Raw genomic sequence first — 25,507 nt, 5'->3', positions numbered from 1 at the left:
GATGCTTTCAGCGGATGAAACCTACGCTTCGCTTGCCGGTGCCTGGCGGCTGATGCTCGGCAAGGCCGACGGATTTCGCCTGCTCGACCTTTCGGCGGACGGATTCTGGAACTCCTTTTTTGCCATCGTCGTCGCGGCGCCGGCACTGATCGTCGGCTGGGTCGGTATTGCCAACGAGATCGGCGACCCCAACGCATTCGTCGGCCGTTTCAGCATGTTGATCCGCCTGGCCACCGTCGATATCGGCGCCTGGGTGCTGCCGCTCATAGGCCTCGCGCTGGTGGCGCCGCGGGTCGGCGTCGGCGGCCGTTTCGTCCATTATGTCGTGGCCAGCAACTGGGCCTCGGCAATCATCGCCTGGATGATGCTGCCATCGGCGTTGATCCGGCTTTTCCTGACGTCGGCCAACGAAGTCTCCGGACTCGTGTCGCTGCTGTTGTTCGCGCTGTCGATGGTCTTGACCTGGCGGATGACCAACGTTGCGATCGGCAGGGGTGCGGCCGTCGGCAGCGCCGTTTTTGCCGGCATGTTCGTGGCCTCGCTGATCGTCCTGTTCGGACTGCAGGCGCTGCTCGGGATCAGCGTTCCGGATCAGCCAGGCGTCGGATAGTCGACGCCGACGAGAAACAGCCCGTCGGGCGGCGCCACCTGACCGCAGGCCGCACGGTCGCGCGCCTCAAGCGCCGCCTTGAGGTCGGCAACAGTCCAGCCGCCTTCGCCGACGCGTTTGAGCGAGCCGACCATAGAGCGCACCTGGTTGTGCAGGAATGAGCGCGCCGAAGCGCGGACCTCAATGAAATCGCCCGCCCGGCTGACATCCAGCCGGTCGAGCGTGCGGACCGGGCTGGAGGCTTGGCACTGGGTCGAGCGGAAGGTGGTGAAATCATGCCGGCCAAGCAGCACCTTTGCCGCTTCGTGCATGGCCCCGGCATCGAGCTGCTTCGGTACCCACCAGATCTTGCCCTTGTCGAGCGCCGCCGGCGCGCGGCGATTGACGATGCGGTAGAGGTAATGGCGGCCGATCGCCGAGAAACGCGCATCGAAGCCATCCGGCACGACGGCGGCCTTCAGGATGGCGATGCGCGCCTTGGCCGCCTGCAGATGCGCGTTGACGGCGTCGCGCACCTTGTCGCCGGGCCATGCCTTGATCAGATCGACATGCGCCACCTGAGCGGTCGCATGGACGCCAGCATCGGTGCGGCCGGCGGCGCGCAGCGAAACCTGCTCACCACAGAACTTCTCGATCGCCTGCTCGATCGCCTGCTGCACCGATGGCTGGTTGGCCTGGCGCTGCCAGCCGGCGAAGAGACTGCCGTCATATTCGATGTCGAGGCGAAAACGCGGCATTCCCGGATCGAGGCGAAATCAGGCGGCGAGGGCTGAGCCGAAGGCCGAGGCGTAGACCAGCCTGCCGGTCTCCGGCGCCTCGCCCCAGGCAAGCGCCTGCAGGGCTTCGCTTTGATAGTCGCTCTCGAATTTTGCGGCACGGGCGCGGCTGTAGCCGAAACGGCCATAGTAAGCCGGATCGCCGAGCACCACGGCGAGCGTCTCGCCAGCAGCCTTCAGGCGGATATGCGCCTCGCGGACCAGCGCACCGCCGATGCCGGTGCCGTGGAACGACGGCTCGACCGCCAAAGGAGCCAAAGCCACCGCCGGGAAGCTCTTGCCGCCATTCTGCACGAAAAGCCGTGAAAACAGGATATGCCCGACCACTTGCCCGTCTTCGTCCGCCACCAGTTCGACGACGGCATCACCGCCGCTGACCAGCGCGTCGACCAGTCCGGCCTCCGTCTGCTGGCCGAATGCGTGTTCTTCGACAAGGCGGATCGCCTCGCGGTCCCGCGGCGTCGCCGCGCGTATGGACATCATGCTCATGACAATTTCATTCCTTTTTCGAGCTTGGCCCCGCGCAGAAACTCCTGCGCGGCTATGGGCCTTGCGCCCGCACGTTGAACTTCGACCAGCCTGATCGCGCCTGACCCGCAGGCGACCGTCAGCCGGTCATCGAGAATTCCTCCCGGTTCGCCGGCGCCTTGCGAGAGCGTCGAGCGAAGCAGTTTCAGCCGTTCTACACGGCCGCCGATTTCGGCCTCGCACCATGCACCGGGAAAGGGCGACAGGCCGCGAATCTGGTTGTGCACGTCGCCAGCAGGTCGCAGCCAGGCTATGCGAGTCTCCGATTTATCGATTTTCTTGGCGTAGGTCACCCCCACCTCCGCCTGTGTGGTAAATGTCAGCGTATTCCGCTCCAGCCGCTCGAGCGCTTGCACCATCAGCGCAGCACTGAGGACCATCAGCCGGTCGTGCAGATCGCCGGCCGTCATGTCGGGTCCAATGGGACATTTTTCAACCATTGCCACCGGCCCGGTGTCGAGGCCTTCGTCCATCCGCATCACCATCATGCCCGTTTCGGTATCGCCGGCCATGATGGCGCGCTGGATAGGGGCAGCGCCGCGCCAGCGCGGCAATAGCGATGCGTGACCGTTGAGGCAACCGAGCCGCGGCGCCTCGAGAATGGGTTTGGGCAGAAGCAGCCCGTAGGCGACGACCACGGCGACGTCGGCACCCAAGGCGCGGAACGCCTCCTGCTCCGCCTCGCTCTTCAGCGACACCGGCGACCGCACCTCGACGCCCAGCCGCTCCGCCTCACGCTGCACCGGCGACGGCGTCAGTTCGAGCCCGCGCCGGCCGCCGGCGCGCGGCGGCTGCGTGTAGACGGCCGTCAACCCGTGCCCGGCCCCGGCAATCGCCCGCAGCGTCGGCACGGAGAATTCAGGCGTACCCATGAAGATGACACGCAGGGGCATTTCGTCGACGCCTACCCCACCATCTTGCCCGGCGCCTTGTCCCTGGCGAGCTTCTTGAATTTCTTGACCACCATGTCGCGCTTCAGCTTGGAGATGTGATCGATGAACAGCACGCCGTTGAGGTGGTCGATTTCATGCTGCAGGCAGGTCGCCATCAGCCCCTCGGCCTCGATCTCCTGCAGCTTGCCGTCGCGGTCGAGAAACTTCACCCGCACCGCCGCCGGACGCTCGACCTCGGCATAGTAATCCGGGATCGACAGGCAGCCTTCCTCATAGACCGAACGCTGGTCGGAGCTTTCGAGGATTTCGGGATTGATGAAGACGTGCGGTGCCGGCGTCTCGTCCTCTTTGGCCAGGTCGATCACCAGCATGCGCAAGGGTTCGCCGACCTGGATCGCTGCGAGGCCGATGCCGGGCGCGTCATACATAGTGTCCAGCATGTCGCCGGCCAGTTTGCGCAAATCGCCATCGACACGCTCGACCGGTTTTGAAACCTGGCGCAGGACGGGATCGGGGAGGATGATAAGCGGCTTGATCGACATGGCGTCTCACCTAAGACCTCGCAGGAAAAGCGTCAACCGGGACGGCTTCGGGTCGTTCACGTTTTGATCTGTGCCGGCAGACCGAATCATCTATGCTGTCGGCATGAACGATCTGGCCACCATCCTGTCCGAACCTGTCGCCCGCCTCGGCGCCACCACGCTCACGCTCGGCCAAGCCCTGGGTTTCGGCGCAATGCTGTTCCTTGGACTGTTCGTGGCGCTCGTCGTTGCGCTCTGGCGATCGGCCAAGGCGCGTGCAGTGGCGGCCGCCGAAGCCGCCGACCACGCCCGTGACGCCGAGGTGCGGATGGCCGGCATCTTGGCAAGCCAGGCGGAAATGCAAGGCCGCATGGGCGCCATCGCCGAAGTGTTCGGGGCGCGCCAGGCGGAACTGACCCAGTCGATCGGCCAGCGCCTCGATGCCATGACCGGCCGCCTGGGCCAGACCATGACCGAGCAGACGAGATCGACGCATGAGAGCCTCGCCAAGCTGCAGGAACGGCTGGCGGTTATCGATATCGCGCAAGGCAATATCCAGTCGCTGGCCGGCCAGGTCGTGCAATTGCAGGCGATCCTTTCCAACAAGCAGACGCGCGGCGCCTTCGGCCAGTCGCGCATGGAGGCCATCGTCGCCGACGGATTGCCGCACGGCGCCTATGAATTCCAGGCGACCTTGTCGAATGGCAGCCGGCCCGACTGCCTGGTGAAGATGCCGAACGGCGCGCCGTCACTTGCCATCGACGCAAAGTTTCCGCTCGAGGCGTGGAATGCCATCCGTGCCGCCGAAGGCGCCGACCTGCAGAAGTCGGCAGCACAGGCTTTCCGCCGCGACATCGAGGTGCATGTCCGCGATATTTCCGAAAAATACCTGATCCAGGGCGAGACGCAGGACACCGCCTTCATGTTCGTGCCCTCGGAATCGGTGTTCGCCGAAATCCATGAGAATTTCGAGGCCGTTGTCCAAAAGGCGCATCGATCGCGGATCGTCATCGTCTCGCCATCGCTTTTGATGCTGTCGATTCAGGTCATCCAGGCAATCCTCAAGGATGCCCGCATGCGCGAGCAGGCGCACCTGATCCAGGGCGAGGTCATCCGGCTAATGGAAGACGTCTCCCGGCTCGACGAGCGGGTGCGCAAATTGCAGACGCATTTCGGTCAATCGGCCAAGGATATCGACGACATCCTGGTCTCGACATCGAAGGTGACCCGGCGCGGACAAAAGATCGAGGCGCTGGAGTTTGGCGTGCAGCCGGCGGAGGATACCGCTGGTTCGAATGGCAGCGGAGCAAAAGCGGAAAGCAGCCCGCGCGTCGCTGATTCGAAAACCGGGCAGTTGAGGCTAAGGGTCGTCGAAGGCGACGATTGAGAGCTACGCCGGAACCGGAGGCTTCACCCGGATCTGGCGCTACTGCTCCTCGATGATGGTCGTGCCTTCGAATTCCGGCAGCCAATGCAGCGCCGAGCGGTGCCAGATCTGCTTTTTCGGCACCAGTTGCTCGCGTTGCCGTGCCGTGCCGACCCTGATGCCGTAAACCTTCGGTCCCTCGCCCGCCGACGTGGCGTAGAGATGCGAGCCACACTCACCGCAAAACGCCTGGGCGCGCTTGGCGCCGCTCGAACCGGTCTTGATGTAGATTTTCGGCTTGCCCTTGGTGATCCTGTAATTGTCCTGGGACGCCGGCACGGTGACGCGAAAGGCCGTTCCGGTTAGCTTCTGACAATCGATGCAGTGACAAATGGTGGTCTTTTCCGGATCGACCTCGGCCTCGTAAGTGATGGCGCCGCAATGACACCCGCCGTCGATTTTCATCTTCGTTCCTCCCGAGCTTTTGCCTGCGATCATAACCGGGACTGTCCGATGGCGCATCGATTTCCTCAAGCCATTTTCCTTAGGCCGGTTCTTGTCCGGATGCCCCCGCCAAGGCCTTGCTCCGGCGTTCCCAGGTGCCGGTGGTCTGAGGCTTGACGAACAGCCGCGTCACCTCCGGCATCTCCGCTTTCAGCCGCGTCTCGAGGCGTTCGACGCAGGTCTCTATCTCGGGCGCCGACAAGTGGTCCTCGAACTCGATGCTCAGAGCGGCGACGATCTCCTGCGGACCCATATGCAGCGTCAGCGCGCCATTCGCCCGCTGCACCGCCGGGTCCTGCTGGACGATGTCCAATACTTTCATTTGCACCTCGGGCGAAGCCGGCTCGCCGAGCAGCAGGCTTTTGCTTTCGCGCGCCAGGAAGATCGCGGTTGCGCCCAGGATCAGCGCGATGCCGATCGACGCGGCGCCGTCGAGCTTCGGCATGTCCAGCAGTTCCGCCGCCGATATGCCGGCGAAGGCGACAACGAGGCCGAGAAGTGCCGCGCTGTCCTCGAAGAGTACGGTGTAGACGCTCGGATCCTTGCTGAGCTGCACCGCCTCGAGCCAGCCGTGGCTGCCTTTTTGATGGCGGAACTCCTTCAGCGCCACCAGCCAAGAGGTGCCTTCGAAGAGGAAGGAAAGGCCAAGGACAGCGTAGTTCACCTTGGCGTTGGCAATCGGCTCCGGCGTCATGATGTGCGTCACGCCTTCGTAGAACGATATGCCGGCGCCCAGTGCAAAGACGAGGAGCGCAACGATGAAGCTCCAGAAGTACAGCTCGCGGCCATGGCCGAGCGGATGCGTACGGTCGGCCGGGCGCGCGGCACGGTGCATGCCGTAAAGCAGCAGGCTGCCATTGCCGGTATCGACGAGCGAGTGGACGCCTTCCGAGAGCATTGCCGAGCTGCCCGTGAACAAGGCAGCGGCGAATTTGGTCAGTGCGATCGCAAGATTTCCGGCGAGCGCCGCATAGATCACTTTTTTCGACCCGCCATGCGCCGCCACGGTGTGCTGCCTTGGTTGATGCACCGAGATTGGCGGAGCGTCCGCCCACGCTCCACAGCTCTCACAACGCCTGAAGCGCCGAGTTGTTCACAAGGTCAGTTGTCCAAAAGGCCGGCGCGGGGCTATTCGACGACCTCGTCCGTCCAGACCTTGAAGCCAGCCAGCGCGCCCGGCCCGAAAATGTGGGTCAGCGGCACATCGGCGGCATCGCGTCCGGAGGCAATCAGGATGCGGCCGATGCGCGGCGCGTTGTTGCGCGGGTCGAACGCGTGCCAGCGGCCGCCGAGATAGACCTCCATCCAGGCGGCGAAATCCATGTCCGACCACGGCTTTGGCAGGCCGATGTCACTGATATAGCCGGTGCAGTAGCGGGTTGGAATATTCAGGGCGCGGCAGAAGGCAACAGCGAGGTGAGCAAAGTCGCGGCACACACCACTCTGCTCGCGATAGGCCTCGGCGGCGGTGCGCGTCGGCCGTGCATTGAAATAGTTGAAGACGATGTGGTTATGGACGAAGTCGCAGACCGCCTGAACGCGCGGAATGCCGAGCGGGGTGCTGCCGAACAGCCGCCACGCTTCGTTCGACAGCACGTCGCTCTCGCAATAACGGCTGGGCAGCAGGAACAGCAGCGTCTCCGACGGCAGATCGCGCACCTCGTGCTGCCACGCCGTCAGCTCACGCGTCTCGAAGGAGCCGGGGTCGCGGATGACCGCGTCGGTGCCGAAGGCAAAGCGCCCGGCCGGCGCAACGAGACGGTTGCACCAATTGCCGAAACTGTCGCGGTAGCTCTCGATCGGCACCGGCGGGTTCGACGTCAGGAAGTCCGGCCGCTCAAGATCGGATGCGCGCGAATAATGGACATTTAGCATCGCGATCAGCGGTGTTTCCTGCGGGAAGTCGAAGCTCATCTGGCAACCGATGTGGATCCGCATTGTCGTCCTGACCGGCCTGCCTGATCATCAGCCGGCGAAACGCGAGGGCTGATGCTGCAGTGCGAAGAAGACCATGGCACGGACCACTGCGGTTTACGAGGGAATTAGAAACCGGTTGACAGCCATCGGCCAGGGCGACTGCCCGGCAGCGGCCTCTTGCAGTCGAGCGTTTTCTCTTGTTTCACTTCGCCAGACATCAACTGGAGGAACGAATCATGGCTAAGGGTGCGATGAAGGCAGGCAAGGAAGCCCGCAAGCCGAAGAAGGACGCGAAGAAACCCGCTCCGGCGCCGGCCCTGAAGGCACCGCCGGTGAAGGCGATGAAGCTGAAGGACAAGTAGGGCCGCAGCTACCGTTTCGGCTTATTTCGACCGGCCGCAAACGCGGCCGGTATGATTGTTCATTAAGCTCACGCGCATCCCCTATGGATGCGGCGAAGGCAATTTTTGCGCTTTTCAAGAAATCGGCCGGATGCCATCGAAACGGAGCGTTCCGATGTCGTGGATTTTCCTGTTGTTCGCCGGACTGTTCGAGATCGGCTGGGCGATCGGCCTTAAATACACCGACGGATTCTCGAAGCCGCTGCCGACCGTCCTGACGATAGCCTCGATGATCGTCAGCCTGACCTTGCTCGGCCTGGCGCTGAAGGCGTTGCCGGTCGGCACCGCTTACGCGGTGTGGACCGGCAACGGCACCTTCGGCACGGCGCTGTTGGGGGATATGGCTGCTCGGCGAGCCAGCGACGGCGATCAGGCTGGCCTGCATCGCGCTAATCGTCTGCGGCATCATGGGACTGAAGCTCGCGGCTTAGCCGATTCTGACAGACGAACGCGTTCGGGGCCGCTGCAAGGCGGCCCTGATTCTTGAATTCGGCTGATCAGTGCCGGAAGGCGCTATCGCGCGGAGAAGCCGGGCGGCGTCCTGCCGGTGCGCTGCTTGCGCGCGGCATAGCGTGCGTCACGCTTGGCCTTGCGTTCGGCCTCGTCGGCAAGAAAACGGGCGATGCGCTCGTTCTCTTCAGCTTCCCGGATCTTCGCTTCGGCCTGTGCGGCTTCTTCCGCGGCGATGCGTGCCGCTTCGGCAGCTGCCTCGCGCTCGGCCTTTTCGGCCGCTTCGCGCGCCAGCTTTTCCTGCTTCAGCCTGGCCTTTTCGGCCTCGCGTATCGCGCGGGCCTCGAGGATCGCCTTGCGCTCGGCCTGTCGTGCCAGCACCGCTGGATCATCTGCCGCCGGCTTTGCCTTGAAGCGCTCCAGAAGCGCCTTCTTTGCCTCGTTTGCGGCATTGCGCCGCTCGAAAACGTCTTTTTCCCTATAGATAGCCAAGTCCACTTCCCTGAAGTCAATTTGCGAGGCTTACATACGCGCGAAAACCGAGAGTTCAAGCGCCAAAACGGTATGCCAGCCATGAAATTCTGATCTGTTGCAGCCGGGAGACGCCATTTCGATTGAATTCGGCTGAAAGGCACCCGCACTGTTCACCATCCAGGCATCTGGCGGGGCGGCGGACTGATCGCTACGTGTAGCGCCAAGACAAAACGCTGAGATGACACACTATGGAACTCGGTCTCTACACCTTCGCCGACGTCAGCCCGGAACCAGGTCCCGGTGCGATCGGTGCGCATGAGCGGTTGCGCAACCTGATCGAGGAGATCGAGCTCGCCGACCAGGTCGGGCTGGACGTCTTTGGTCTCGGCGAGCACCACCGTCCCGACTATGCTGCCTCGGCTCCGGTGGTGGCGCTGGCGGCGGCGGCCGAACGGACCAAGCGCATAAGGCTGACCAGCGCTGTCACCGTGCTGTCCTCCGACGATCCGGTGCGCGTCTTCCAGCAGTTTGCCACCCTCGATCTTCTGTCCGGCGGCCGTGCCGAGATCATGGCCGGGCGCGGCTCGTTCATCGAGTCCTTTCCGCTGTTCGGCTACAATCTCGAAGATTATGACGAGCTCTTCGCCGAGAAGCTCGACCTGCTGCTCGCCATCCGCGATCATGTCAAGGTGACCTGGTCGGGCAGTCTGCGCGCGCCGATCAACGACCGCGGCGTCTACCCGCGGCCCTTGCAGGACAAATTGCCGATCTGGATCGCCGTCGGTGGAACACCGCAATCCGTCGCCCGCGCCGGCGTGCTCGGGTTGCCGCTGGCACTGGCGATCATCGGTGGCGAGCCGGCGCGGTTCGCACCGCTGTTCGACATCTACAGGGATGCAGCCAGGCGCGCCGGCAACGATCCGGCAAGCCTTGCCACCAGTCTCAACGTCCACGGCTTCATTGCCGACACCACGGACCAGGCAGCCGACGATTTTTACGCGCCGCAGGCCGAGGTGATGAACCGCATCGGCCGCGAGCGCGGCTGGGGGCCGACATCGCGGGCGCATTTCGACCAATCGCGCCGCCCAAACGGCGCGCTGTTCGTCGGCAATCCAGAACAGGTGGCCGAGAAGATCATTGCCCAGCACAGAATATTCGGCAACGACCGCTTCCTGCTGCAAATGGCGATCGGCACCATGCCGCACGCCAAGGTGATGAAGGCCATCGAACTCTACGGCACCAAAGTGGCGCCGATCGTGCGCCGGGAAACTGCGAAGGCCGTTCCCGCCGTGGCGGCGCCGGTTGCCTGATTCCCGGTCACCTGATTCATTGCCAAGGCCGCGAGGCGGCCTTGCCGGTGACGCCAGCTAACGGAACCTTGAAGCGACAGAGGCGTTTTCGCCAACGGTCTGCACCAATCGCGGTGTGCCGCCGAGGGTCAGAATGAAAGCCGAACCCGACGCTTCGGGCGCAAGCGCTGCCGAAAGCCCGGATCCGCGCGTCGAGGCGCGGGCGGATGCGCATCTGATGCGTTCGCTGCTCGTCGGCATCTTCATTCTCATGGCGATCTACGCGCTTTACTTCGCGCGCGCCTTCTTCATGCCGGTCATTCTGGCTTTCCTGCTGGCGCTGACGCTGACGCCGATCGTTCGCTTCCTGCGCAAGCATGGCATGCCCGATGTCATTTCAGCGACACTGTTGGTGCTGCTTTCGTTCTGCCTCGTCGCCGTCGCGGGATATCTGCTCAGCGGCCCGGTCATCGACCTCATCAACAACACCTCGACGATCGGCCAGCAGCTTACCGAACGTCTGGCACAACTGCGCCGTCCGTTCGAACGGATCGTGGAGATTTCGCGCCAGATCGAGGGCCTGACACAGACATCCCAGGAGCCGGGCGTTCAGAGGGTAGCGATGGCGCCATCCGGTATTCTCTCGCAGGCGGCCGGCAATGTGCTGTCGGCTGGCGTCAGCGTTACCATCGTCTTCGTCCTGTCGCTGTTCCTGCTCGCCTCGGGCACGATGTTCTATGAAAAGATCGTCCAGTCCTTCCCCAGTCTCAGCGAAAAGAAGCGGGCGCTGCGCGTCGTCTACGACGTCGAACGTGAAATCTCGCATTATCTGCTTACCGTCACGGTCATCAATACATGTCTCGGCATTGTCATCGGGCTCGGCCTTTGGGCGCTCGGCGTGCCCAACGCGCAGGTCTGGGGCGCGGCAGCGGCTCTGCTCAATTTCCTGCCTTATATCGGGGCGCTGACCACCATCACGCTGGTCACGATCATCGCGCTGATCAGCTTCGACACGATTTCCTATGCGCTGCTGGCACCGGCCTTCGTCCTTATGTGCGATGTCGTCGAAGGCCAGTTCGTGACGCCGACGGTGGTCGGCCGCCGTCTCGAGATCAACGCAGTGGCGATCCTCATCGCCATCGCCTTCTGGTCGTGGCTGTGGGGTTTCGTCGGCGCGTTGCTGGCGGTGCCGCTGCTGGTCGTCATCAAGGTGTTCTGCGATCATTTCGACGGCCTCAGTCATGTCGGCAATTTCCTCGCGGCGCAGCATACGGCGGTGATCGAGGACGAAGAAATTCACGAGGCGAAAAAGTAGCGGCGTAAAAGGCTAAGCGCGTCATTGATTAGTGTGCAGATCAACGACCTTGCATCGGTCGCACGTCCGTTGTGCCGCAGTGCTCAATCAACATTTTGAATTTGCCGCCTCGGCAACGGCTTCCTACATCCGTTCGGCCCACAGGAAACCCGCGCCGATGACCGCTCTTTCCGTTCTCGACCTGTCGCCGATCGTCGAAGGCAGCAACGCTTCGCAGTCACTCGCCAATTCGCTCGATCTCGCCCGCCATGCCGAGCGGCTGGGTTACCGGCGCTATTGGCTGGCAGAGCATCACAATATGCCGGGCATCGCCAGCGCCGCCACCTCGGTGGTCATCGCCCATGTGGCCGGCGGCACCAACACGATACGCGTCGGCGCTGGCGGCATCATGCTGCCCAATCATTCGCCGCTGGTCATCGCCGAGCAATTCGGCACGCTCAATGCTCTGCATCCTGGTCGCATCGATCTCGGCCTCGGGCGGGCGCCCGGCACCGACATGGCCACGGCACGGGCGCTGCGCCGCAACCTCGACGCTGGCGCCGACAATTTCCCGCAGGACGTCGTCGAGCTGATCGGTTACTTCCAGCCGGCCGAAGACGGCCAACGCATCCGCGCGGTGCCCGGCGAAGGCGAAAAGGTGCCGATCTGGATTCTCGGCTCCAGCCTCTACGGCGCGCAGCTTGCCGCCATGCTCGGCCTGCCCTACGCCTTTGCTTCGCATTTTGCACCGGCCGAGCTCGATCATGCGCTGGAGATCTACCGCTCGCGTTTCCAGCCTTCGGAGCAGCTCGACAAGCCTTATGTGATGCTCGGCCTCAACGTCTTGGCCGCTTCTTCCGATGCCGAGGCGCGGCTGCTGTTCACCTCGCTGCAGCAGGCCTTCGTCAATCTGCGCACCGGCCGGCCCGGCCGATTGCCGCCGCCGGTCGAAGGATATGAGCGCGACCTCGATCCAATGGCCAAGACCATGCTCGGCCAAGCGCTTTCCTGCGCCGTCGTCGGCTCTCCCGAAACGGTCAGGCAAGGCATCGAGGCCTTCGTGCGCCGCACCGGCGCCGACGAGCTGATGGTCACAGCGCAGATTTTCGACCATGCGGCGCGGGTGCGCTCGTTCGAGATCCTGGCCGACGCTCACAAATCGCTGTCGGAAGCTGCCTGAGAGTTGGTTCGCCACTTGCCACTGTTGCGGGCAAGGCCGGCCTTAGGCAGGGAACATCGCGAACCGGTGTGCGAAGACATAGCGAACATTTCCCGCGTTTTACGCGGAGGTTTTCGATCCGTCATGCTCGTCCGTTTGCGGGAAACGCGGCGTCCACTAAACGACGATCACCTTGGTGCCGATTGTGGCGCGGTCATAGAGATCGATGATGTCCTGGTTCATGAGGCGAATGCAGCCCGCCGACACAGCTTTGCCGATGGACCACCATTCAGGGCTACCGTGCAGGCGATATCCAGTGTCACCTTTCTCGTTGAAAAGATAGAGCGCCCGCGCCCCAAGCGGGTTCATGAGTCCGCCCTCCATATGGGCCGGTATAATGCGGCCTCGCTTCTGCTCGCGCACGATCATCGCAGACGGCGCGCTCCAATCCGGCCATTCGCGCTTCCTCGCAACGTGAGCAGTGCCATGCCACTCGAAGCCCGCCTTGCCAACGCCGATTCCGTAGCGCAGCGCCTGACCGTCTCCCAACACGTAGTAGAGGAACTTCGCTCCTGTATCGACAATGATGGTGCCCGGCGCCTCTTCAGTCGCATAAGGTACTGTCTGCCGATGGAACTTTGGGTCAACCTTGTAGATCGGAACCGGCGGAACGCGAAAACCGGCGTCGGTGAGGCCGCCATAGGCCGAGGGGAAAGTCTTTAATGCGCCGCCGGTGGTGCAGCCGAAGAATACGGCCATCCCAGCAAGAACCAACCCGATTAGGATCGATTTCACGCGCATGACTCAAGCCGGCGCCCGTGTGAACGATCATCCGCATCTCGTCATATTCCTAATCCGACATGCTTCGATTGCCAAGATTTTCCTGACTGTCGGCTGGCTGATCGTTGGCCACTTGGCTCGATCGGCGCCGCCTCCTTCAATTCCTCGGTTTTCGAACGACGAACGCCCGTAGTGGCTGCGAAGGCCCGGGTCGGCAGGACAGAGGGAGCGCTGGTCCGTCCGGCATTGCAAAGTTTCTGAACGGAGCCCTACGCGCTGACGCTCTGCGCAGTCGCACCTAGCGGACGGCATGAATTGCGGATCATCAGGCGTCCCTTGAGCGTCAGCTTGCGCGGCGGCGCATCCCTGTTTCCGGCGAGCCGGTCGAGCAGCAGATTGGCCGCCTGTTCGCCAATCGCCTGCACCGGCTGTGCGACCGTGGTCAATTGCGGCCGGAACACATCCGACCACGGAAAGTCGTCGAAGCAGGCGACCGAAATATCCTCCGGACAGGACAGGCCGATATCGCGAATGGCCTTCATCGTGCCGATCACCATCGGGTTGTTGGCCGAAAAGATGGCGCTCGGCCGGTCGTGCAGCGAAAGCAGCTGCATGGTGGCGTTGTAGCCGTCGACTTCATGGAAGTTGCCGAAGCGGACGAGCTCGGGTTCGGCCGGCAGGCCGGCGGCCTGGAGGGCCTCGCGGTATCCCGCCATGCGGTCATGCATCGGCGAGATATCGAACGAGCCGGAGATGTAGCCGATGCGCCGATGGCCGAGATCGATCAGGTAGGTGATGGCGTCGAACACCGCGCGCTGATTGTCGAGAACGACGGCATCGGTATCGACACCCTGGCAAACACGGTCGAGCAGCACGACCGGCACGTTGGCGTCGTCGACAATCCGTTTGAGGATCGCGCCGTCGCCGACACGCGCGACGATCAGTCCGTCGACCATGCGGTCGAGCAGCAGTCTGATCTGGTCGTCCTGCGTGTTCAGGTGCTCGTCGGTGCAGCACAGCATGACGGCGTAGCCGGCCCTGTCGAAAGCCTGCTGGATGACCGAAACCACGTCGGTGAAGAACGGGTTGGTGATGTGTGGGACGGTGAGCCCGATGGTGCGTGTGGTGCCCATCTTCAGGCTGCGGGCAATGGCGTTGCGCTTGTAGCCGATGTCGCGGATCGCCTGTTCGATGCGCTGGCTGAGCTCGGGGCTGACGGTCGCGGTGCCGTTGATCAGCGCCGACACGGTGGCCACGGAAACACGCGCGGCCTCGGCCACGTGAAGCATGGTCGGAGCAGTGAATTTGCGCTGCTTTTTTCGTCCTGACGCTGTCATTTTCGAAACGTTTCACCACTCCACGGTAGCAATACGTACGGAATCTTATGATTTTGCGCAAGAATTGAAATGGAACAATCTCAGGCTCCAGATATTGCCTTGACATGATCGAAACGTTTAGATTAGCGTTTGAGGTGTTCGGTGACGACGGAGGGAGGCCGTCCTTATCATGCAGCACGGCAATTCCATCCCTGCGCAAGGCGTTGTGGCGGACGGCTCGGCGATCGTGCTGAGCGCCGAGCACATCTCCAAGTCCTTCGGCGGTATCGCCGCGCTTGTCGATGTCGGCTTCGAACTGCGGCGCGGCGAGGTCCATGCGCTGATGGGCGAGAACGGCGCCGGCAAGTCGACGCTGATGAAGATCCTGTCCGGCGTCTATACGGACTATAACGGAACGGTCAGTATCGATGGCCATCCGGTGCGCTTTGCCGGCGTCCGCGAAGCCGAGCGCGCCGGCATCGCCATCATCCACCAGGAGCTGAACCTCGTTCCCGAACTTAGCGTCGCCGACAATATCTTTCTCGGCCGCGAGAAGCTGATCGCCGGGCTGATCGTCGACCGCAAGGCGAGCAGCCGCGCTGCCGGCGCGCTCTTGCAAAGGCTCGGCATCGAGCTCGACCCGGATGCGCGCGTCGGTGCCTTGCGCGTCGGCGAACAGCAGCTGGTCGAGATCGCCAAGGCGCTGTCGATGTCGGCGCGCATTCTGATCATGGACGAGCCGACCTCGGCGCTTTCGCCGGCCGAATGCCAGCGGCTGTTCCGCATCATCCGCCAGCTCGCCGACAGCGGCGTGGCGATCGTCTACATTTCGCACCGCATCGACGAGGTCATGCATCTGGCCAGCCGCGTCACCGTGTTTCGCGATGGACGCCACGTCCTGACGCGGGTGATGGACAAGCTCGACGAAGACGCCATAATTTCGGCGATGGTCGGGCGAAACCTGCTTGCTTCCTCCCAGGAGCACCGCATCCCCGGTGGCAACACGGTCCTGTCCGTAAGCGAGCTGTCGTTGTCGAAGCCCAATCGCCATGGTTGGCGCACCGTGCTCGACGGCGTCAGCTTCGATCTTGCCGCAGGAGAAATCCTCGGTATCGGCGGGCTGCTGGGCTCGGGCCGTACCGAAATCCTGGAAACCATCTTCGGGTCCAGCGGCGGACGTGCCGGCGGTGAGATCAGGCTCGATGGCGAGGCAGTAGAAATCCGTTCGCCGCGCGATGCGCGCCGGCTCGGCATCGCCCTGGTCACGGAAGACCGCAAGACGCAAGGCCTGCATCTCGAGGCCTCGATCACCGACAATGTCGCGCTGCCGCTGGTCGGCGCGCTGGCGCGGTTCGGCGTGCGCTCGCTGGCCGGTGAGCAAGGGCTGGCACGGGACGCCGTCAAGGCGCTCGGCATTCGCTGCGAGACCGTCGAGCAGCCGGCCGGCACGCTGTCCGGCGGCAACCAGCAGAAGGTCGTCATCGGCAAATGGCTAGCGACGAGGCCGCGGGTGCTGCTGCTCGACGAGCCGACACGCGGCATCGATGTCGGTGCCAAGCGGGAAATCTACGATCTCATCTTCAAGCTGGCGCGAGACGGGCTGGCGATCGCCGTCATCAGCTCGGAATTGCCGGAACTGCTGCATCTTTCCGACCGTATCCTCGTCATGGCCGACGGCCGCCAGACGGGAATCCTGTCCCGCGCGCAAGCCAGCGAGGAGGCCATCATGCGGCTTGCGGCGCCGCGACGGACGATGACGAGGCCTGCCGCATGAGCATTTTGCATATCCTGTCCCGGACGAAGCTCTATTGGGGCCTGATCGCCATCTTCCTGATCGGCGTGCTCGGCTCGCCGATCAGCTCCAAGGGCAACAACATCTTCCTGTCCTACGGCAACCTGCTCGACGTGCTGCGCCAGGTGTCGACCACCGGGCTGATTGCCACCGGCATGACTGCGGTGATCATCACCGGCGGTATCGACCTTTCCGTCGGCTCGCTGATGGCTATCTGCACGGTCGTCTGTGCCATGCTGCTGACGGTCCCCGGCGTGACGCCGGCGGTGGTGCTGGGGGTGCCGACAGTTGCCCTGGCAGCCCTTTGCCTCGGCATTCTCGTCACTCGTTTCATCCTGCTGAACATCGAAAAATCCCGCGCCGGCGCGCAGGCCACGCACGACATCAGGTTGGACAGCGTTCGCGGGCTGGTGACACCCGGCATTGTCGGGGTGATCCTGTGCAGTCTGGTGCTGTGGTTCCTGCTGCCGCAGGTAGGCTCAAAATTCGGCGTGCTCGGCGTGCTGCTGGTGGCGCCTTGCGTCGGCCTGCTGTTCGGCGCGCTCAACGGCTTCATCATCGTCGCGGGGCGGCTGCAGCCCTTCATCGTGACGCTGGCGATGATGGTTACTGCGCTCGGCATCGCCCGGCTGACAGCCGGCCAGAACAATGCGGTGCTGCCGGTCTATACCGGCTCGAACGCCACGGCCGATTTCGAAATGCTGCGCTCGCTGGTATTCGGCGTGATCCCGATGCCGGGCCTCTTCTTCCTCGGCGCCATCCTGATCTACGGCGCCGTGCTGCGCTTCACCCCGTTCGGCCGCTATGTCTATGCAATCGGCGGCAATGAGGAGGCGGCGCGGCTGTCGGGCATCGCCGCAGGCCGCGTGAAGATCGCCACCTATGCCGTGTCAGGGCTGCTGGCCGGCATCGCGGCGGTGCTCTATGTCGCGCAGTACCGGCAAGGCAAGCCGGACGCCGGCGCCGGCCTGGAGCTCGACGCGATTGCCGCCGTGGTCATCGGCGGCACCAGCCTGATGGGCGGACGCGGCAGCCTCACCGGGACGTTCTGCGGCGTGCTGATCTTCGGGCTGCTCTCCAACATCCTGCAGCTGCACAACATCAATTCGAACCTTCAGCTGGTGCTGAAGGGGATGATCATCATCGGTACCGTGCTCGTACAGGAGCGCAATGCCGGTGATCTTCTCTTCTATCTGCGGCTGCCCGGTGGGCAAGCGCACAAGGAAACGGTCGCGGCAAAGCGGCCGTCGCAAGAGACCGCGTCTCTGAATATTGGAGGAAACAAGAAATGAAACGACGTGAATTGTTGAAGCTCGCCGGGCTGACAGCGGCACTCCTGACCACGACCGCCATGCTTGCCGGCGGCGCCCATGCGCAGGACAAGAAGTGGAAGATCGGCTTCTCGCAGGTGACGACCATCGAACCCTGGCGGGCTCAGTTCAACAAGGACATCCTGGCCGAAGCGGCCAAGCATCCGGAAGTCGAACTGATCATCACCGACGGCGAGGACAAGACCGAGAAGCAGGTGGCCGACGTCGAGAACCTGATCCGTCAGGAGGTCGATGCGCTCTTGGTATCGCCGAAGGAATCCGCCGGTCTGACCGGTGTCGTGCAGCAGGCGATCGATGCCAAGATCCCGGTCTTCGTGCTCGACCGCAACGTCGAAACCAATGACTACACGCAGTTCGTCGGTGGCGACAACAAGCTGATCGGCCGGGCTGCCGGTGAATATGCCGTCGAGCTGCTTGGCGGCAAGGGCAAGGCCGCCGGCAACGTCGTCGAGATCTGGGGCGGCATGGGCACCCAGCCGGCACACGATCGCCATGACGGCTTCCATGAATTCACCGACAAGGAGCCGGGCATAAAATACCTGCTCGACCAGCAGTCGGGCGACTGGAAGCAGGACCAGGCCTACAACATCATGGCGACCGCGTTGCGCAACAACGAGAAGATCGATCTCGTCTACGGCCATAATGATCCGATGGCCTATGGCGCCTATCTTGCCGCCAAGGACGTCGGACGTGAGAAGGACATCAAGTTCATCGGCATCGACGGCCTGCCCAATGAAGGCGTGCAGCTGGTCGCCAATGGCGAGCTGACGGCGACGTTCACTTATGTGACGCCGGGCGCCGAAGGGCTGCGGCAGGCGATCAAGTTCCTGAACGGGGAGAAGGTGGAAAAGACCATCACCCTGCCGACGCAGAAGATCACCAAGGAAAATGCCGCCCAGATCCTGAAGGACAACGGCCTCTGAGACGAGGCTTTCCTGCCGGGCGTTCAGCGCCCGGCAGGAACAACAATCAAACGCCGGCAGGCAGCAGATTAAGCCAGCTTGGCCAGCAGCTTCATGAAAATGGCCGCCTCCTTGGCGGAAAGCGGCGCCAGCGTTTCCTGCGTGATCTCGCGGGCAAGCGGGATCAGCCGCTCGATCGCGTCGCGCCCCTCGGCCGTCAGATTGACCAGCAGGCGCCGTTTGTCGACTTCGTGTTTGCTAAGTTCGACAAAGCCACGCGCTTTCAGCCGGTCGATGACGCCCTTCACGGTCGCCGCATCCATGGCGATCAGGCTGCCAAGCTGGTTCTGCGAGGTCTCGCCGACGTCGCGCAATTTGGCCAAAGCGGCAAATTGCGGCGGCGTCAGATCGGCGATGTGTGCGGCGAAGATCGAGACATGGCGCTGATGCGCCTTGCGCAGGATGAAGCCGACCTGCTCCTGCAAGCGATAGTCGTTCTCGTCAGGTTCCTCGGCCTCGACCAGCTTGAGCAGATTGTCTTCGGGGCTCACCGCAGCCCGTCCCATGCCTTGATATCCTTGGCCGCCAGCCCGCCCATGCGGTCGTGCACACGCGGGCCGCAGGTCATTGCGAGGCAGAACAGGATCTCGTCGGGACGCGGGCCATCGCTGATGCCGATTTCCATGGCATCGAAATGGCTGCGCACATAGGCGGCGTTGATGTGGCCGAGCGGCACATCGAGCCGCGCGCCGAAAGCGCCGACCTTCTTTGCCGACGGCACGATCGCCTTGGCGTCGCCGAGCCGTTCGCGCATGGCATAGCCGCCCGGCACATGCCACAGCGCGCCATGCTCCAGCTCGCCCGCCATGCCGACGATGGCGCCCTTGCCGTAACCGTCGATCTGTTTCACGTCGCCGCCCAATGCGGCAATAAGCCTGTCGGAGAGCAGCAGCCCGAGCGGCTTCAAATCCTCCATGGCGCTCTGCAGTTCCTCGACGTAACGGCCGGCGAACGGGTTCTTGACCACAGCCATGGCCGCCGCGCGGCGCCGCGGCACCTTCGCCACCGGCCCGCCCTCGTGAAAAATCTCTTCGGTCAGCACGGCGATCTTGCGGATCGGAAACTCAGGCATGAGCAATTTCCCTCTCTAAAGCTTTATTGGCGAGCCTCATCGGACCTGCGACGCGTGCCTGACCGCCGAGGAAAAGCGCCGCGGCGGCAATCAGGCCGCGCCGCCGAAACTCCTCGGCAACGGCAAATCCACCTTCCAGTGCAATAGCGATTTCAGCGGCGGAAAGCGGCCCCACGCGCTGCGTCACCAAACGGTCGCCGAGATCGCTGTCAGGCGCGAGATCGCGCGCCCGTACGCGCCTAACGGCTGGATGACCGGGCAGGTCGACGGCGTTGGCGATCAAGGTCGCGGCGGCATCGGCTGCAGCACCCGTTCGCGCCAGCACCGTGACCGCGTCGGCGATGCCCAGCGAAAAGGAGCGGCCGCGCCAGCCGCTTGTCGCGACGCCGCGGATCCCGTCTTCGGCGCGGATCGTGAGACGATCTGCCAACCCATGACCTGTCCCGGCAATGGCAAGCGTGATCGACTGGCCGTGGCCGAGGTGGATCGCGCTGTCGCCGCCATTGTTGACATAGGCGCGCTCGAGCTGGCGGCCGGCAAGCAGTGAACCAAGCACTTCGTCGGCTACCGAGCCGGCGACGGCCGCCATCGGTGTTATGAATTGTTTCGCTAGCGGAACGACCGCCGCTTCCATGCGGCGCGCCGTCGGGCCAGCGAAAGGACGTGGCCGCGAGCTGGCCGGGCGCCGCAGTTCGGGCAACTCTTCGACCAGTTCAACCAGGATTGTCTGGAAGCGCGCCACCGCCTGGTGATATGCGGCGCTGCATTCACTCGCCTCGCCGAATGCCTCGACGATCAGGTCGATCGGCCCATGATTGAGGTGAACCCTCCGGCCGTCCTCGAGCCAATGCGCCTGCGGGCCGTTCATCGCCCGGCCCCGTTTGCGGCCGCGCGACGCAACTGAGCCAGCGGCGGCCAGGGATTGTCCGGGGGTGCGGCCGTGCCGCGGCGCGGATTGAGATATTCGCCGCCCTTGGCCAGGATATCGTCGACGCTGCGGATTTCGGCTTCGTAGCCGCCAAGCCTGACATAATCGTCGCGGCGCATGGTGAACTCGATCGGCGCCACCAGCGCCGGCGTCGGCACATAGCCGAAGGCGCCTTCCGGCACGCGGGTGACGTCGACCATCAGCGTGATGCCGCCGCCCGGCCAGACATAGACCGGCGCGCCGCCGACCGTCACATAGGTCTTGAGGCCCTGCACCGAGCGGGTCAGATTGACCGGGTTCTCGGTGACGCCGGCGCGCAGCGAGCCGCCGGCGCCGCCGACGAAAAGCACGGTGCAGAGCGCCGGCTCGCAATTGTCCTCGATCAGTTCGACCGACTTCCGCAGCCGCTCCGGGAACGGTTTCTGCACAGGCTTCAATTCGTCGTCGAGCTCGTAATAGGCGAATTGCTCGCCGGTGGTCGAGACCATCAGCAGCGACATGCCGGGGCGCGCACCCTTTTTGGCGTTCCATTCACCAAGGATCGACAGCGGGTCGGAAATACTGGTGCCGCCCCAGCCGAGGCCGGGCTCCGACACCTTGAAATAACGGCCCGGGGTCGAACGGCGGCCGATGATCTTGATGCCGGTGTCCTGCCAGCCAAGCACCTTGCCGGCCTGATGCTCGGAGACCACGCCGGTAATATGGTCGTCGACGACCACCACCTCGTCGACAAGGCCACGCCACTGGGTGGCGAACATGCCGATGGTGGCCGAACCACAGCCGACACGCATGCGCTGCTCGAGCTTGCCGTCGATGACCGGCGGCTTGCCGGCTTCGACGATGACGGTGGCGCCGCCGTCGATGACGAGCTCGACCGGTTTGCGGTTGCACAGGGCGAGCATGGCGTCACAGGTGGCGCGCCCTTCAGCCTTCGAGCCGCCGGTCAAATGATGTACGCCGCCCAGCGACAGCATCTGCGAGCCGTATTCGCCGGTGGTGACATGGCCGATCGCCTCGCCTTGGGCACGGACCGTCGCCGTTTCGGGGCCGATATGACGATCGGTGTCGATCTTCACCTTGACGCCGCAATAGGAGAAGATGCCCTCGGTGACGACGGTGACCAGATCGACGCCCTCGACCTCCTGGCTGACGATGAAAGGCGCCGGCTTGTAATCGGGATAGGTGGTGCCGGCGCCGATGGCGGTGACGAAGCGGCGGCCGGTGTTGACCAGTTCGCCGTCCCATGCCTCGCCTTCCTCGGCAAAGGGTACGATTGCGGCGCCGGTCTCGGCCGCGTGGTCGAGGATGGTCAGCGGATCCATCCGCACGATCCTGCCGCCAACATTGCCGTAGCGATCGCAGGCGCCGGTGCGGCCATCGGCGATGTAGCACATGACCGGACAGGCATCGCAGCGGATCTTCTCGGCCACCAGCTTCTCGCCGGGATCATGCGTCTCGAAGCGTTCGGCAAGCTCGCTCATCGGCGCGCCTCCTTGTCGCGGATGGCGGCGCGGATGCGGGTCGGCGTCGCCGGAATTTTGGTGACCAGCACACCTGTTGCATGGCGGATGGCGTTGAGGATCGCCGGCGCCGTCGGAATCAGAACATGCTCGCCCAAACCCTTGGCGCCGAAGGGTCCTTCCGGATCCGGAACTTCTATCAGGACGGTCTCGATCGGCGGCACGTCGCCGATCGTCGGGATCAGATAGTCGTGGAGGTTTTCGGTGCGGCCGGGGATATATTCTTCCATCAGCGCCATGCCGATGCCCTGGGCGATGCCACCCTCAATCTGGCCCTCGGCAAGCAAGGGATTGATGGCCTTGCCGACATCGTGGGCGGCGGTGATTTTTATCAGCTTCACGGTGCCGAGCTTGAGGTCGACCTCCAGTTCGGCGATCTGAGCGCCATAACCATAGACGGCGTAAGGCTTGCCCTGACCTTTTGCATCGAGCGGCTGTGTCGGCGGGTCGTAGCTTTCCTCGGCCCGGAAGACAAAACCTTCGACGTCTGCCTTCAGCGAGGAAAGATCGATGCGGCGCGTCGCTTCGCCTTCCCTAACGCTCAGGCTTGTGCCGTCCAGCGCAATCGCCGCCTTTTGCGAGACATTGGCAAAACGCAAGATCTCCTCGCGCAAGGCGCGGCCGGCCCTTTCGGCGGCCTTGCCGGTGACGAAAGTCTGGCGCGAGGCCGAGGTCTTGCCGGCGTCGGGCGTGATCGCCGTATCGGCGCCTTTCAGCCGCAACTTCTCCAATGGCAGACCCAACGCGTCGGCGCAGATCTGCGCGATGACGGTGTTGGAGCCTTGCCCGATATCGACCGCCCCCTGATGCAGGACGACTTCGCCCGATATCGAGATGCCGACCTTGATGGTCGACGGATTGGGCAGCGAGGTGTTGCCGCAGCCGTACCAGCAAGAAGCGATGCCGACGCCGCGTTTTTTGATGCTGCTACCGGCATTGAACGCTTCGGCATCGCGAACGGCACGTTGCCAATGTGAACGGAGGGCCTCCAGGCAGTCGGCGATGCCGACGCCCGACTCGAGCCGCTGCCCAGTAACTGTTTCGGATCCGTTCCGAAGGCAGTTCTTCAGGCGAAAGGCGAGCCGATCCATGCCGAGCTTGTCGGCCAGGTCGTCATAGAGGGTCTCCTGCATGATCGTCGCCTGCGGCACGCCGAAACCGCGAAAGGCGCCGGCAATCGGGCCATTGGTGTGGATGGCGCGGCCTTCGGCACGATAGTTCGGCGTCGCATAGGGGCCGGAGGCGTGCACCGGCACGCGGTTGGCGACCGTCGGCCCCCAGCTGGCATAGGCGCCGGTGTTGAAATCGCCGGCGAAGACCATGCCGGTGACGCGGCCGCCGGCATCGGCGCCGATGCTCGCTCTCATCAGAGCCGGATGGCGCTTGGTGGTCGAGATCATCGATTCGGTGCGGCTGTAGGCGAGCGCCGCCGGCCGGCCGGTCTTCATGGCGACGAGGCCGATGAGCGGTTGCAGCGAGACGTCGAGTTTGGAGCCGAAGCCGCCGCCGGTGGCGGTCGGCACGATGCGCACCTTTTCCGGGGCAAGGCCGAGCACTTTTGCCGTGTCGTCACGGTCCATATAGGGCGCCTGCGTGCAGGCGACGACCACCAGCGTGTCGCCGTCCATGAAGGCATAGCCGGCTTCCGGTTCGATATAGGCGTGCTCGACATAGGAGGTGTCGATGGCGCCGGAAACGACGAAAGCCGCACCGGCAAGCGCGGCTTCCGGGTCGCCACGCTCGACGAAGCCGGAGGTGAGCAGGTTCGAGGGCCGGTTTTCATGGACCAGTTGCGCACCGCCGGCCTGCGCTTCGCCAGTTTCCAGAAAATGCGGCAACTCGGTCCAACTGACAGGAAAATCGGCAAGGTCGAGATCGAGGATAGCCTCGCGTTCGCCGGCAACCAGCGCCACCGCCTCACCGCGAAAGCGCGAAACCCCTTCGGCCAGCGCCGGCTGGTCGGCGAAGGGCGCGATGACGCCGAAACAATTCTTTCCCGGAATGTCGGCGGCGGTGAAGACGCCGGCAATGCCGGGACGGGATTTCACCCAACTGCCGAGGTCGCCAAAAGTGAAAGCGGCACGATAATGCGGCGAGCGGACCACCAGCACCGACAACGCGTCGGCCGGGAATGAATCACCGCCGAATTTTTCGTCGCCGGTGACTTTCGGCAGGCCATCTACGCGGATCGGGGAGGAGCCGACGGCATGGCCAGAGGATGGCATGCGCGGATCGAGGCCGTCGGCGTGGCGCCAAGCGTCCATCACCGCGGTGACGATCTTGCGGTAGCCGGTACAGCGGCAGAGCACGCCGCCCAGTGCATCCTGCGTTTCGGCCTCGCTCGGGCAAGGCGTCCTGTCCAGGAGTGCCGTTGCCGCGACCAGCAGGCCGGGCGTGCAGGCGCCGCATTGCGCTGCGCCATGGCTGAGGAACGAAGCCTGCAGCGCCGACAACCGGCCATTGGCGAGGCCTTCGACTGTCGTCACCACGGTGCCGGAGGCGGAAGCCGCGGGCATCAAGCAGGCGCAGACCGGCTCGCCGTCGACCAGCACCGTGCAGGCGCCGCAATCGCCGGCATCACAGCCGATCTTGGTGCCGGTCAGCCGCAACTCGTCGCGCAGCACCGCAGACAGCCGCCGCACCGGCGGCACACAAACGCTGACGGCGGCGCCGTTGACTTCGAAGGCGATGTCGGCGCGCTCCATGCCCATCAGGCCGCCGCCCTTTCGTCGGGAACAGCGCCCATCGCACCAAGCACGGCGCGGGCGACGATCTCGCGCGCAGCGTCCAGCCGATATTCGGCGCTGCCGCGCACGTCGCCGATCGGCGACAGCTCGTCCATCGGTGCGGATTGGATCGCAGTGGCCAGCGCGTGGCCGACGGGCCGGCCGCGTAGCGCCGCCTCGACACCCGCCAGGCGCCTGGCGACAACCGAGCAGGAACCGACGGCGACGGCCGCGTTCCTGACCATACCATCTTCGACGGCCAGGCGTGCGGCGGCCATGGCGATGGAGATGACGAGATAACGCCGCGCGCCGAGTTTCACGAAGGCGGAGCTGCCGGCGGTCGCGGGTTTGGGAATGCGGATTGCCGTGACCATTTCGCCGGGCTGCAGTGCGGTGCGACGGTTGCCGAGGATGAATTCTGCAAGGGGCAGATGCCGGGTCGCCACAGCGGAACGCAGTTCGACTTCGGCATCGAGCACCAGCAGCGCCGGCACGCCGTCGGCGGCCGGCGAGGCGTTGCAGAGATTGCCGGCAATCGAGGCAACGTTCTGGATCTGCACCGAGCCGACTTCCCGCGCCGCCTGCTTCAGCGCGTCGAAAGCCGCCGGCAGAGGATGGCGGACGAGATCGGTCCAGGTGGTGCGCGCGCCGACGAGCCAATGGTTTTCGGCTTCGGCAATGCCGCGCAATGCCACCAGGCCATTGATATCGAGGACATTGTCGCGGAAAGGCTTGCTGCCCTGTGCCGGATAGAAGTCGGTGCCGCCGGCGAGGATGCGCCATTGCCCTTCGCCCAGCAACGCGAGGGCGTCGTCGACCGTGGTGGGTTTTGCGTAACGGATCACGCTTTGCCTTCCCAGAATGGGCTTCCCGAGAGGGGATTCTGCCGAAAGATTTT

Annotated in this window: 25 protein-coding genes and 1 pseudogene; 10 read left to right on the top strand and 16 right to left on the bottom strand. The window is 64.0% G+C overall.

Annotated elements, in window-relative coordinates; genetic code table 11:
• The first annotated feature begins 1 nt into the window (after nt 1).
• The gene (locus tag NKH78_RS06530; protein ID WP_254815875.1) at nt 2-610 is read left to right on the top strand and encodes a transporter; all 609 of its coding nucleotides are present in this window, start codon (nt 2-4) and stop codon (nt 608-610) included.
• On the opposite strand, the gene truA is transcribed toward NKH78_RS06530, so the two are convergent.
• From truA to def, 4 genes are read right to left on the bottom strand one after another with little or no spacing between them, the layout of a single operon-like run.
• On the bottom strand, nt 592-1,347 hold the full coding sequence (gene truA, locus NKH78_RS06525) for a tRNA pseudouridine(38-40) synthase TruA (protein WP_352701003.1): 756 nt from the start codon (nt 1,345-1,347) through the stop codon (nt 592-594). The two genes, NKH78_RS06530 and truA, sit on opposite strands and share 19 nt — an antisense overlap.
• Before the next feature lie 18 nt (nt 1,348-1,365).
• Nucleotides 1,366-1,875, bottom strand: a complete 510-nt coding sequence (locus NKH78_RS06520; RefSeq protein WP_352701004.1) for a GNAT family N-acetyltransferase — start codon at nt 1,873-1,875, stop codon at nt 1,366-1,368.
• Entirely contained in the window at nt 1,872-2,801 is a 930-nt protein-coding gene (gene fmt, locus NKH78_RS06515) for a methionyl-tRNA formyltransferase (RefSeq protein WP_352736924.1), read from the bottom strand. Before fmt ends, NKH78_RS06520 begins: the two co-directional genes overlap by 4 nt.
• Before the next feature lie 17 nt (nt 2,802-2,818).
• On the bottom strand, nt 2,819-3,349 hold the full coding sequence (gene def / locus NKH78_RS06510; protein ID WP_023676950.1) for a peptide deformylase: 531 nt from the start codon (nt 3,347-3,349) through the stop codon (nt 2,819-2,821).
• A 103-nt stretch (nt 3,350-3,452) separates the two neighbouring features.
• Between def and NKH78_RS06505 the strand changes: the two genes are divergently transcribed.
• Nucleotides 3,453-4,715, top strand: a complete 1,263-nt coding sequence (locus NKH78_RS06505) for a DNA recombination protein RmuC (RefSeq protein ID WP_352506030.1) — start codon at nt 3,453-3,455, stop codon at nt 4,713-4,715.
• A 39-nt stretch (nt 4,716-4,754) separates the two neighbouring features.
• Here the strand turns inward: NKH78_RS06505 and NKH78_RS06500 are convergent, their stop codons facing one another.
• The 3 genes from NKH78_RS06500 to NKH78_RS06490 form a co-directional block, all read right to left on the bottom strand.
• Nucleotides 4,755-5,159 (bottom strand): GFA family protein, encoded by a 405-nt coding sequence (locus NKH78_RS06500; RefSeq protein ID WP_352506031.1) that lies wholly within the window; start codon nt 5,157-5,159, stop codon nt 4,755-4,757.
• Between the two features lie 79 nt (nt 5,160-5,238).
• The gene (locus tag NKH78_RS06495) at nt 5,239-6,204 is read right to left on the bottom strand and encodes a cation diffusion facilitator family transporter (RefSeq protein WP_352477025.1); all 966 of its coding nucleotides are present in this window, start codon (nt 6,202-6,204) and stop codon (nt 5,239-5,241) included.
• A 122-nt stretch (nt 6,205-6,326) separates the two neighbouring features.
• Nucleotides 6,327-7,136: a transglutaminase-like domain-containing protein gene (locus tag NKH78_RS06490; protein WP_254815869.1), complete on the bottom strand. Its 810-nt coding sequence runs from the start codon at nt 7,134-7,136 to the stop codon at nt 6,327-6,329.
• A gap of 215 nt (nt 7,137-7,351) precedes the next feature.
• Here NKH78_RS06490 and NKH78_RS06485 point away from each other — a divergent pair, with 215 nt between their 5' ends.
• Together NKH78_RS06485 and sugE are read left to right on the top strand one after the other, a co-directional pair.
• Entirely contained in the window at nt 7,352-7,477 is a 126-nt protein-coding gene (locus NKH78_RS06485; RefSeq protein ID WP_013528464.1) for a hypothetical protein, read from the top strand.
• A gap of 154 nt (nt 7,478-7,631) precedes the next feature.
• Nucleotides 7,632-7,947: pseudogene (gene sugE / locus NKH78_RS06480) on the top strand (quaternary ammonium compound efflux SMR transporter SugE).
• A gap of 82 nt (nt 7,948-8,029) precedes the next feature.
• Here sugE and NKH78_RS06475 read toward each other — a convergent pair.
• The gene (locus NKH78_RS06475) at nt 8,030-8,458 is read right to left on the bottom strand and encodes a DUF6481 family protein (protein ID WP_023718183.1); all 429 of its coding nucleotides are present in this window, start codon (nt 8,456-8,458) and stop codon (nt 8,030-8,032) included.
• Nucleotides 8,459-8,688: 230 nt separating this feature from the next.
• Here NKH78_RS06475 and NKH78_RS06470 point away from each other — a divergent pair, with 230 nt between their 5' ends.
• From NKH78_RS06470 to NKH78_RS06460, 3 genes are all read left to right on the top strand, one after another.
• Nucleotides 8,689-9,750 carry an LLM class flavin-dependent oxidoreductase gene (locus NKH78_RS06470; protein WP_352736712.1) on the top strand — a complete coding sequence of 354 codons (1,062 nt, stop codon included), beginning with the start codon at nt 8,689-8,691 and terminating at the stop codon, nt 9,748-9,750.
• A gap of 133 nt (nt 9,751-9,883) precedes the next feature.
• Complete coding sequence (locus tag NKH78_RS06465; protein ID WP_352736710.1) at nt 9,884-11,044, top strand: AI-2E family transporter; 1,161 nt, start codon at nt 9,884-9,886, stop codon at nt 11,042-11,044.
• 157 nt (nt 11,045-11,201) lie between these two features.
• Nucleotides 11,202-12,203: an LLM class flavin-dependent oxidoreductase gene (locus NKH78_RS06460; protein WP_352736709.1), complete on the top strand. Its 1,002-nt coding sequence runs from the start codon at nt 11,202-11,204 to the stop codon at nt 12,201-12,203.
• Nucleotides 12,204-12,359: 156 nt separating this feature from the next.
• Here the strand turns inward: NKH78_RS06460 and NKH78_RS06455 are convergent, their stop codons facing one another.
• On the bottom strand, nt 12,360-12,983 hold the full coding sequence (locus NKH78_RS06455) for a L,D-transpeptidase (RefSeq protein WP_352736707.1): 624 nt from the start codon (nt 12,981-12,983) through the stop codon (nt 12,360-12,362).
• A 248-nt stretch (nt 12,984-13,231) separates the two neighbouring features.
• Nucleotides 13,232-14,251, bottom strand: coding sequence for a LacI family DNA-binding transcriptional regulator (locus NKH78_RS06450; protein WP_254815864.1), 1,020 nt, complete (start codon nt 14,249-14,251; stop codon nt 13,232-13,234).
• A 217-nt stretch (nt 14,252-14,468) separates the two neighbouring features.
• On the opposite strand from NKH78_RS06450, the gene NKH78_RS06445 reads away from it, so the two are divergent.
• Genes NKH78_RS06445 through NKH78_RS06435 form a run of 3 tightly spaced genes read left to right on the top strand, consistent with a single transcriptional unit; the run spans nt 14,469 to nt 18,324 of the window.
• Nucleotides 14,469-16,052, top strand: a complete 1,584-nt coding sequence (locus NKH78_RS06445; protein WP_352472367.1) for a sugar ABC transporter ATP-binding protein — start codon at nt 14,469-14,471, stop codon at nt 16,050-16,052.
• On the top strand, nt 16,049-17,362 hold the full coding sequence (locus tag NKH78_RS06440; protein ID WP_352736705.1) for an ABC transporter permease: 1,314 nt from the start codon (nt 16,049-16,051) through the stop codon (nt 17,360-17,362). Before NKH78_RS06445 ends, NKH78_RS06440 begins: the two co-directional genes overlap by 4 nt.
• Entirely contained in the window at nt 17,359-18,324 is a 966-nt protein-coding gene (locus tag NKH78_RS06435) for a substrate-binding domain-containing protein (protein ID WP_254815861.1), read from the top strand. Before NKH78_RS06440 ends, NKH78_RS06435 begins: the two co-directional genes overlap by 4 nt.
• A 68-nt stretch (nt 18,325-18,392) precedes the next feature.
• Here NKH78_RS06435 and NKH78_RS06430 read toward each other — a convergent pair whose 3' ends face one another.
• From NKH78_RS06430 to NKH78_RS06405, 6 genes are read right to left on the bottom strand one after another with little or no spacing between them, the layout of a single operon-like run.
• Entirely contained in the window at nt 18,393-18,869 is a 477-nt protein-coding gene (locus NKH78_RS06430; protein ID WP_502894214.1) for a MarR family winged helix-turn-helix transcriptional regulator, read from the bottom strand.
• On the bottom strand, nt 18,851-19,435 hold the full coding sequence (locus tag NKH78_RS06425; RefSeq protein ID WP_352467809.1) for an amino acid synthesis family protein: 585 nt from the start codon (nt 19,433-19,435) through the stop codon (nt 18,851-18,853). The genes NKH78_RS06430 and NKH78_RS06425 overlap by 19 nt, the downstream gene beginning before the upstream one ends.
• Nucleotides 19,428-20,303: a UPF0280 family protein gene (locus NKH78_RS06420; RefSeq protein ID WP_352736703.1), complete on the bottom strand. Its 876-nt coding sequence runs from the start codon at nt 20,301-20,303 to the stop codon at nt 19,428-19,430. The genes NKH78_RS06425 and NKH78_RS06420 overlap by 8 nt, the downstream gene beginning before the upstream one ends.
• Nucleotides 20,300-21,844 (bottom strand): 6-hydroxynicotinate reductase, encoded by a 1,545-nt coding sequence (locus tag NKH78_RS06415; protein ID WP_352736701.1) that lies wholly within the window; start codon nt 21,842-21,844, stop codon nt 20,300-20,302. Before NKH78_RS06415 ends, NKH78_RS06420 begins: the two co-directional genes overlap by 4 nt.
• A complete protein-coding gene (locus NKH78_RS06410) occupies nt 21,841-24,594 on the bottom strand; it encodes a molybdopterin-dependent oxidoreductase (RefSeq protein WP_352736699.1) in 2,754 nt (917 codons plus the stop codon). Before NKH78_RS06410 ends, NKH78_RS06415 begins: the two co-directional genes overlap by 4 nt.
• Nucleotides 24,594-25,454, bottom strand: coding sequence for an FAD binding domain-containing protein (locus NKH78_RS06405; protein ID WP_352539932.1), 861 nt, complete (start codon nt 25,452-25,454; stop codon nt 24,594-24,596). The genes NKH78_RS06410 and NKH78_RS06405 overlap by 1 nt, the downstream gene beginning before the upstream one ends.
• Between the last annotated feature and the right edge of the window lie 53 nt (nt 25,455-25,507).

Origin of the sequence: Mesorhizobium sp. M0910, from assembly GCF_040319465.1 — a bacterium.
GTDB lineage: Bacteria > Pseudomonadota > Alphaproteobacteria > Rhizobiales > Rhizobiaceae > Mesorhizobium.
Note: the sequence above shows the minus strand (reverse complement) of the source record. Positions and strands in the feature narration are given on the sequence as shown.

Coding starts and splice junctions, on each gene's coding strand:
- NKH78_RS06440 (WP_352736705.1), top strand. CDS start 16,049: ATGAGCATTTTGCATATCCTGTCCCGGACGAAGCTCTATTGGGGCCTG.
- def (WP_023676950.1), bottom strand. CDS start 3,349: ATGTCGATCAAGCCGCTTATCATCCTCCCCGATCCCGTCCTGCGCCAG.
- NKH78_RS06420 (WP_352736703.1), bottom strand. CDS start 20,303: ATGAACGGCCCGCAGGCGCATTGGCTCGAGGACGGCCGGAGGGTTCAC.
- NKH78_RS06465 (WP_352736710.1), top strand. CDS start 9,884: ATGAAAGCCGAACCCGACGCTTCGGGCGCAAGCGCTGCCGAAAGCCCG.
- NKH78_RS06430 (WP_502894214.1), bottom strand. CDS start 18,869: ATGGGACGGGCTGCGGTGAGCCCCGAAGACAATCTGCTCAAGCTGGTC.
- NKH78_RS06425 (WP_352467809.1), bottom strand. CDS start 19,435: ATGCCTGAGTTTCCGATCCGCAAGATCGCCGTGCTGACCGAAGAGATT.
- NKH78_RS06505 (WP_352506030.1), top strand. CDS start 3,453: ATGAACGATCTGGCCACCATCCTGTCCGAACCTGTCGCCCGCCTCGGC.
- NKH78_RS06455 (WP_352736707.1), bottom strand. CDS start 12,983: ATGCGCGTGAAATCGATCCTAATCGGGTTGGTTCTTGCTGGGATGGCC.
- NKH78_RS06460 (WP_352736709.1), top strand. CDS start 11,202: ATGACCGCTCTTTCCGTTCTCGACCTGTCGCCGATCGTCGAAGGCAGC.
- NKH78_RS06530 (WP_254815875.1), top strand. CDS start 2: ATGCTTTCAGCGGATGAAACCTACGCTTCGCTTGCCGGTGCCTGGCGG.
- NKH78_RS06520 (WP_352701004.1), bottom strand. CDS start 1,875: ATGAGCATGATGTCCATACGCGCGGCGACGCCGCGGGACCGCGAGGCG.
- NKH78_RS06500 (WP_352506031.1), bottom strand. CDS start 5,159: ATGAAAATCGACGGCGGGTGTCATTGCGGCGCCATCACTTACGAGGCC.
- NKH78_RS06470 (WP_352736712.1), top strand. CDS start 8,689: ATGGAACTCGGTCTCTACACCTTCGCCGACGTCAGCCCGGAACCAGGT.
- NKH78_RS06450 (WP_254815864.1), bottom strand. CDS start 14,251: ATGCTTCACGTGGCCGAGGCCGCGCGTGTTTCCGTGGCCACCGTGTCG.
- NKH78_RS06485 (WP_013528464.1), top strand. CDS start 7,352: ATGGCTAAGGGTGCGATGAAGGCAGGCAAGGAAGCCCGCAAGCCGAAG.
- NKH78_RS06435 (WP_254815861.1), top strand. CDS start 17,359: ATGAAACGACGTGAATTGTTGAAGCTCGCCGGGCTGACAGCGGCACTC.
- NKH78_RS06410 (WP_352736699.1), bottom strand. CDS start 24,594: ATGGGCATGGAGCGCGCCGACATCGCCTTCGAAGTCAACGGCGCCGCC.
- NKH78_RS06490 (WP_254815869.1), bottom strand. CDS start 7,136: ATGCGGATCCACATCGGTTGCCAGATGAGCTTCGACTTCCCGCAGGAA.
- NKH78_RS06445 (WP_352472367.1), top strand. CDS start 14,469: ATGCAGCACGGCAATTCCATCCCTGCGCAAGGCGTTGTGGCGGACGGC.
- truA (WP_352701003.1), bottom strand. CDS start 1,347: ATGCCGCGTTTTCGCCTCGACATCGAATATGACGGCAGTCTCTTCGCC.
- NKH78_RS06415 (WP_352736701.1), bottom strand. CDS start 21,844: ATGAGCGAGCTTGCCGAACGCTTCGAGACGCATGATCCCGGCGAGAAG.